Annotated in this window: 8 protein-coding genes; all 8 read right to left on the bottom strand. The window is 65.3% G+C overall.

What is annotated here, in order from left to right:
• A partial coding sequence (locus tag LO50_RS21775) for a ParB/RepB/Spo0J family partition protein (RefSeq protein WP_044316342.1) occupies positions 1-982 on the bottom strand: 982 nt, incomplete at its 3' end.
• A gap of 79 nt (positions 983-1,061) precedes the next feature.
• Positions 1,062-1,886, bottom strand: a complete 825-nt coding sequence (locus LO50_RS21770; protein ID WP_003111689.1) for a DUF932 domain-containing protein — start codon at positions 1,884-1,886, stop codon at positions 1,062-1,064.
• A gap of 708 nt (positions 1,887-2,594) precedes the next feature.
• Complete coding sequence (locus tag LO50_RS21765; RefSeq protein WP_003111690.1) at positions 2,595-2,873, bottom strand: hypothetical protein; 279 nt, start codon at positions 2,871-2,873, stop codon at positions 2,595-2,597.
• A 62-nt stretch (positions 2,874-2,935) separates the two neighbouring features.
• Positions 2,936-3,286, bottom strand: coding sequence for a DUF2958 domain-containing protein (locus LO50_RS21760; RefSeq protein ID WP_003111691.1), 351 nt, complete (start codon positions 3,284-3,286; stop codon positions 2,936-2,938).
• Between the two features lie 269 nt (positions 3,287-3,555).
• Positions 3,556-4,866, bottom strand: coding sequence for an MFS transporter (locus LO50_RS21750; RefSeq protein ID WP_003111692.1), 1,311 nt, complete (start codon positions 4,864-4,866; stop codon positions 3,556-3,558).
• A 9-nt stretch (positions 4,867-4,875) separates the two neighbouring features.
• Positions 4,876-5,133: a metal-sensing transcriptional repressor gene (locus LO50_RS24400; protein WP_003111693.1), complete on the bottom strand. Its 258-nt coding sequence runs from the start codon at positions 5,131-5,133 to the stop codon at positions 4,876-4,878.
• 83 nt (positions 5,134-5,216) lie between these two features.
• The gene (locus tag LO50_RS21740; protein ID WP_023114166.1) at positions 5,217-5,609 is read right to left on the bottom strand and encodes a hypothetical protein; all 393 of its coding nucleotides are present in this window, start codon (positions 5,607-5,609) and stop codon (positions 5,217-5,219) included.
• Between the two features lie 352 nt (positions 5,610-5,961).
• Positions 5,962-6,978: a PDDEXK nuclease domain-containing protein gene (locus LO50_RS21735; RefSeq protein WP_044316340.1), complete on the bottom strand. Its 1,017-nt coding sequence runs from the start codon at positions 6,976-6,978 to the stop codon at positions 5,962-5,964.
• Positions 6,979-6,980: the final 2 nt, after the last annotated feature.

The raw sequence follows: 6,980 nt of genomic DNA, 5'->3' as shown, positions 1-6,980 counted from the left end.
GCGAGGCGATGCGGCGGGCTTCGCGGGTGGTCGGCTCGCGGCGATGGCGCGGGGCGTTCTGGAACGCCTGCCGTTCCTCGTAGGCCAGATGCGGCACGGCCTCCACCCATGCCCACCCCTCGGCGCGCACGTCCTCGGCCAGCGTTGCCAGCTTGTCGCGCACCAGCGTTTCCAGCACTGCGGTATCGGTGAGGTAGGTTCCGGCATCGCCTTCTGCGAACAGGTCGCGGCGGACGCCGCCGCCTGCCTGCCGGTAGGTGTCCAGCCCGACGAAGCGCACCAGCGCGTGCGAGGCGTCGATTTCGCGTTCGGTCAGGCGCTCGCGCAGCTTGGACGGGCTGCGCTGCCATTCCGGCGCACCAAAGAACGCGGCTTCCTGCGCGGCGTGGTCGTCGGTGATGGTCAAGGCCATCAACTGTTCCAGCGTGACGGTTCCGGCGCGGTAGTCGGCCATCAGGCGCGGCGCGATGTGGGCGAGCTTCAAGCGGCGCTGCACCACCAGCGGGGACACGCCGAAGTCGGCGGCAATGTCCTCGATGGGCCGGCCTTCCTTGACCAGCGCGGCGAACGCCTCGAACTGGTCGGCGGGGTGCATCTGCTCGCGCATCAGGTTTTCCGCGAGGCTGACGGTACGGGCCGAAGCATCGGGCACCAGCAGGCACGGCACTTCGTAGTCGGCGGGGATGCGCTTCTTCTTCGCCAGCAGCTTCAAGGCGGTCAGTCGGCGGTCGCCTGCCACCACCTCGTAAGCCTCGCCATCTGCGGAAAGGATGACGATCAGGTTTTGCAGCAGGCCGATGCGGGCAATGCTCGCGGCCAGTTCGGGGATGGACAGGCGCGGCATCTTGCGGGCGTTGCGCTTGGAGCGGCGCGGCAGCAACTGCGAGAGCGGAACCAGAATCAGGTTCTTGGACGGGTCGGCCATTTCCAGCGGTGCGGCGGCTTCGATGGCGACGGCTTCGGTTTTGAGTACGGCGTTCATGGTGATAACTCCTTGCGGTTAGGGATGCAGCAGCGAGAGAAGCGGCAAGGGCTGCTGCCTGCCCCTGCCGCGTGGGGATTCAGGCTTTCAACTGGCGCAGGCCATCGGCCAGCAGCCACAGGGCGCGATTCAGGCGCACGCTTTGGTCGATGCCCTGCACGGGCCGGGTGGTCTGGCGGCGGCCACTCGCGGCGCGGGCGGACAGGCCGCCTTTGGTCAAGTTCTCCTGCGTGCGGTTGAACACGCTCCACAGGTCGCGGCGGTCGTCGTCATGGCGGCGCGGCATCAGGATTTGCGATTCCGTGATGGGCGCGGGCTTGTCCTCGTCGTACTTCAACGCCAGCGCAGCGCGGGCGAACACTTCCGATTCCCCGGCGTCGAGCGTGATGGCGCGCATGGCATCGCGGGATTCCTGCGCCCGGTCAAAGCCGTGCAAGACTTCGTAAGCGCCTTCGATGACGTGCCCGGCTACGTCGCCCTTGTGGGGTACGCGCACGTCCGCCACGGTGTCGCCGCAGACAAGGCCATTGCTGCATACGAACCGGAACATTCCGGCGAGCATCTGATAGCTGCTAGTGCCGTCATGGGAGTTCAGCAGGATGATTTCGTTGGCCTCGCGGCCGTTGATCTGGCTGGCGTGGCGCAGCCGGATCATGTGCTTGGTGTAGTCGCGGCGGTCGTCGTGGCGCACGCGGGTTTGCGTCACCATGAAAGGCTCGAAGCCTTCCCCCCGCAGTTCTTGCAGCACGGTAGCGGTGGGGATGTAGCTGTACCGCTCGGAGCGGCTTTCGTGCGGGGCGTCCGCGAAGATGGACGGGGCCACGGCCCGGATTTGGTCGTCGGACAAGGGACGTTCCGAACGCAGCACCGGGGAACGGGAAGCGAAGCGGGATGCGAGTTGCATGATCTTTCTCCTGACAAAGAAAAGAGGGTTTGCTGTTCACCGCACACCGGATTCCTAGATTCGGAGCCCAGCCTTTCGGCTGTTCGATGCGGTCGGCACGAAGAACCCGGTTGGCCCCGTTGCCACCGTCTTTCCTGAGTTCATCGCCCGCGACGGTCAGGAGCGCGCGAACGGGGGCCGTCAAGGAGGCAAGCGCGGGGTTGGTGCGGCCCGCAGGCGCAGCCGAGGACACGGCCCTGCGCGCCTTGACGGCACACGGCCGCGGGCTACAGTCGCGGACAAGGTGATGAAGTCAGGGGAGACGGCTGGGCATGGCAACGGCCCCTCCACACGCCGACCGCACGGCAAGCGAAGCGCGCAGGCCCGAAGCTGGAAGCCGGGCCGTAGGCGTCAGCCGAGCGGAGCGAGGGAACGATGGAAGCCCGTCAGGGGCGAGACGCCGCAGGCGGCTCGATGCGCTACGCGCACGAGAGCGCGACCGGCCATGTTTCTTGGCCGGGGACGCCCTGACTTCAAGGCTCGATGCACAAGCTCATGCGCCAGTCATCGGGAAACAGGTTCGACAGCGACTGCTGTGGTCTGGCCGATCCGGCGCAGCCGGTTCGGCGGTCTTTGAGGGGCGCCAAGCATCGCGCGGCGGGGATAGCCCGAGGGCTTTCCCCTGGAGGCAAGCGAAGCGCGCAGTGCCCCGCAAGGGGCGCGCAGGCATCACGCCGAGTCGTCAGGGCGCAGGCTGGATTCCGATACCGGCATCCACGGCGATGACGAGTCCAGCAGGTAGCGCGCACCGTGCGCGTACAGACCCGACAGCCCGGTGGGCTGGTAGAACCCGGTGACGCGGCGCCGGAACTGTGCGCCGTACTCGTTGGCGTAGATCACCGCGTCGCCGATCTTGAAGCGCAAGGGCTGGCCGTTCTCCGGCGCGAACGGCTTGAGCGCATCGTGCTGTGCTGTGATTTCGATGATGTGGTCGTGATGGCTGCTCATGGCATTGATCTCCTTCGATGGTCGAGAAAGCACAAGGAGCGCGCGGCGCTCCCACGGCCAGGTCAGACAGCGATCCGCCCGGCCAAGCGCGCATCGCGCGCATAGGCGCTCAACCGCTTCTCGGCGCGGAAAGACAGGTCGCGCTCAATCGGCAGGCCCAGCCCGCCGCGCACCGTCGCCAGTTCGCCCAGGCTGACCCAGCCGATTTCCGGCGCCCCCAAGCCCAGGTCGCAAAGACCAAAGGCGTGGTCGTGGTCATCGGGATCAATCTCGGTCAGTAGCCAGGTCGCGCCGGCGTCCGGCGTGAACAGCTTGACCACGGGGGCCGGATCGAAGTCCGGGTTCTCCAAGGATTCGCGGCCGTTGGTCAGCAGCACGATGCGCTGCTCGTCGGTGATGAGTGCGTTGTTCATGGTGAACTCCTGAAAGGTTGCCGGGCGAAATTGCCCGACCCTTCCAGGGCACGGCGGAGCGCAAGCAGTCAGGGGTCAACGACGGCCGCCAGGACGCAAGCGCCGTCGGCGCGCAGCCCTTGACGGCGAGAACGCCGTGGCACGATGAGGGGAACAGCAAGACCGCCTCCCTCGCACCTCCACGTACTCTGGTTTTCGGTAAGCGAAGCGCGCAGGCCCGAATAGCCATCCGGGCCGGAAGCATCAGCGATGTGAAAGGCGGGTAGTTCTTAAATGCGCGCCCAGTCCCGGTGCAGATCGTCAACGATCATGGGATGACGGTGCCCGCCTCGGTCTGCATGTTCGCGCAAGTGAGGATGATCTGGCGGTAGATCAGGGTGATCGTGGGCGATGTCGGAAGAATCTCTAGCGGGCCAGAGCCACAGCGCCAGTCCCACTCCGACAAGACCAATCAGCGACATGATGATGAAGGTCGATTGCAGCCCAAAGGCAGCGCCGAAGCGACCGGCCAAGGGATAGCAAATGAGCCAGCACGCATGGGACAGGGCGAATTGCGCGGCAAAGACCGCAGGGCGATCCTCGGGATGAGCGGAGCGGCGCAACAGCCGGCCGGAAGGTGTTTGCGCCACGCTGTAGCCGAAGCCGACCACAAACCAGATCACCACCAGAACGGCATAGGTCGGAATCATTGCCCCGGCTGCCGTTCCCACAACCAGCATCGTCGCTCCCGCAATCATGACAGGTCGATCAGCAATCTTGTCGAGCAGGCGAGGCAGCGCGAAGGCCGCAACCATCGACCCGCCTCCGAAGGCCGCCAGCGCCCACGCCACCTCGGATTCGCCCAGGCCGAAGCGTGCCTTCACGATGACCACCGTGTTCACGATCACCATTGACCCCGCTGCTGCCACAGCGAGGCTGATCGCCAGCAGACCCCGAAGGCGCGGTGTGGCGAGGTAAATGCGCGTGCCCCGCGTAGTGCGATCCCATATGCCACGACGCGGGCCGGGAACGGTTGTGGGAAGCCTCACGCTGACCACCAGCGCGGCTGACACGAGGAAGCCGAGAACCGTTCCGGCAAACAGGTTGTGGAAGCTGATGACTGTCAGTAGCGCGGCGGCCAGCATCGGGGAAATCAGGCTTTCCAAATCGTAGGCCAGCCGGGAAAGCGACAGTGCTTTCGTGTACTCGTCTTCGTCCGGAAGGATGTCTGGGATAGTGGCTTGAAAGGTCGGCGTGAAGCCTGCGGACGCCGCTTGCAAGACGAAGATCAGCAGATAGATTTGCCAGATTTCGCTGACAAAGGGCAAGCAGAGCGCAACGGATGCTCGTACTAAGTCAAGGGCAACGAGCAACGACCGTCGCGGCAGCCGGTCGGCGAAAGCCTGCGCGACCGGGGCGACTCCGACATAGGCAAGCATTTTTATGGCAAGTGCCGTTCCGAGTACCGCGCCGGCATTCGCCCCGGCCAGATCGTAGGCAAGCAGGCCAAGGGCTACCGTCATCAGGCCCGTGCCGACAAGCGCAATCACTTGAGCGGCGAACAGGTGACGGTAGGTACGGTTCTTCAGGACGGAGAGCATCGGCGGGCCTCAAAGCAGTTTGGTCAGTGCCTTCATTTCGGTCAAAACGGAGTCTTCGTCATGGGCCAGGCAATGGTCGATGTGGTCGTGGATCAGGACGCGCTTTGCGGCCGTCACCGCGCTTTCCACCGCCGCGAGCTGGCGGGCGATGTCGAGACAGGATTCGCCACTTTCGATCATCCCTATGACGTGCCGAAGATGACCATCGGCGCGTTTCAGCCGCTTCACGAGATCGGGATGGGTTGAGTGCTTGTGTGTCGCGTTCATGTGGCAATTGTATCCCCCCTGGGGGGATATGAAAAAGTGCGCCGCCCGCGAAGGAGCGACGCACCGAAGGCCGCACGACGCAATCAGCCCGCCGCCGGCGCTGTCATCGACTGCAACTGCTCGATCACGCCAGGCTCAACGAACACGCAAGCCTGCTCGTCCGCGATCGGCACGTTGAACACCTGCGCGAACACCGTGCGCCGCAGATGGGCCAGCCGGCCCGTCCGGTATGCCTGCTCGGGCTTCATGCGCCCGCCAGCCTGCGACCCGCTGCGCTGCGGATCGCATTCGACCAGCGCGACAAAGCCATCGTCGGCCAGCTTCTGATGCTCGGGGCACAGGCCCCAGCCGGTCGCCGTGTGGCGCTCCATGCTCGCGCGCAGGCGCTTGTCCAGCAGGATCGCGCCGGTGTCGAACGCCGTGCCGCAGACCAAGCAAACGTGCTGTTCGAGGGAAACGTGTGATTTGTCGTTCATGACGGTTCTCCGGTTGCAAGGGCGGAATTGCCCGGAACCGTCGCCCTCACGGCGCAGCGCAGCAGTCAGGGGTCGCAGACGGCCGCCAGGACGCAAGCGCGCAAGGCGCGCGCAGCCCTTGCACGGCGAGAACGCCGTGATACGGTGAAGGGACACAGCAAGACCGCCCCCTCACACCACCCCACGCACGCGGGTTTTTGGCAAGCGAAGCGCGCAGGCGCGGATCAGCGAGCCGGGCCGGAGGCGTCAGTGATGGAAGCCCGACAGGGGCGAGACTCGCGCAGCGAGGCTCGATGCGCAGCACGACAGCGCGACGGCGGTACGCCGGGACGCCCGACTGCTTGGGACAGGACTATTCGTTGTCGGTCTTGCGCTGCTCGATCTGCAACTGCGCCCGTTGCGTTGCTTGTTGCAGCCGCTCCACCAGCACGCCCCTCGGCGGCAAGGCGGTCAGGTACTCGGCGACGTGGATGCCCGACTTGTCCAACTCCAGCAATTCGATCTGCTCGCGCTTCTTGCCGGTGCAAAGGATGATCCCCAGCGGCGAGGCTTCCTCCGGCTCCCGTTCGTGCTTGTCCAGCCAGCGAAGATAAAGCTCCATCTGTCCCTTGAAAGCTGCCTTGAACTCGCCGACCTTCAACTCCACTGCCACCAGCCGCCGCAGCTTGCGGTTGTAAAACAGCAGGTCGAGGTGGAAATCCTCGCCGTCGATCTGGATGCGCTTCTGCCGGGCCACGAAGCTGAAACCCGCGCCCAGCTCCAACAAGAACGACTCCATTTCGCGGATGATCGCCGCCTCCAAGTCGCCTTCCTGCCAAGTGTCCCGCAGCCCCAGGAAGTCGAGGATGTACGGGTCGCGCATGACCAGGGCGGGCGACATGCGCTGCGCATCGCGCATCGTCGCCAGCTCGTGCGCGATCGTCTCGCCCGGCTTTTGAGACAGCGCCGTGCGCTCGTACAGCATCGAGTCGATGCGCTCGCGCAGCGTCCGGACGCTCCAGCGTTCGGCGCTCGCCATCTGCGCGTAATAGTCCCGCTGGAGCGGGTCTTTCAGCGGGATCAGGGCGATGAAGTGCGTCCAGCTCAATTCTCGTATCAGTGATACGAGAATCTGCTCGTCGGGGAAGGTGGCCGCGAACTGCACCATGCGGCGCAGGTTCTGCTCGGCAAAACTGCCGCCGTACTCCTTCACCAACTGCGCCGCCAGGGTGGGCAGGACTTCCTTGCCGTAGGCGCCCCGGCGTCCGTCCAAGACGTGCGTGCGGATGCGCTGGCCGATGCGCCAGTAGAGCATCGTCAGCTCGCTATTCACCGTCGAGGCGGCGCGCTTGCGCGCCGCCTCGATCAGTGCCCGAATGTCGCCCAGCAGCG

Source organism: Stutzerimonas stutzeri, from assembly GCF_000935215.1.
Taxonomy (GTDB): domain Bacteria; phylum Pseudomonadota; class Gammaproteobacteria; order Pseudomonadales; family Pseudomonadaceae; genus Stutzerimonas.
This window is presented reverse-complemented; position numbering and strand designations above follow the sequence as displayed.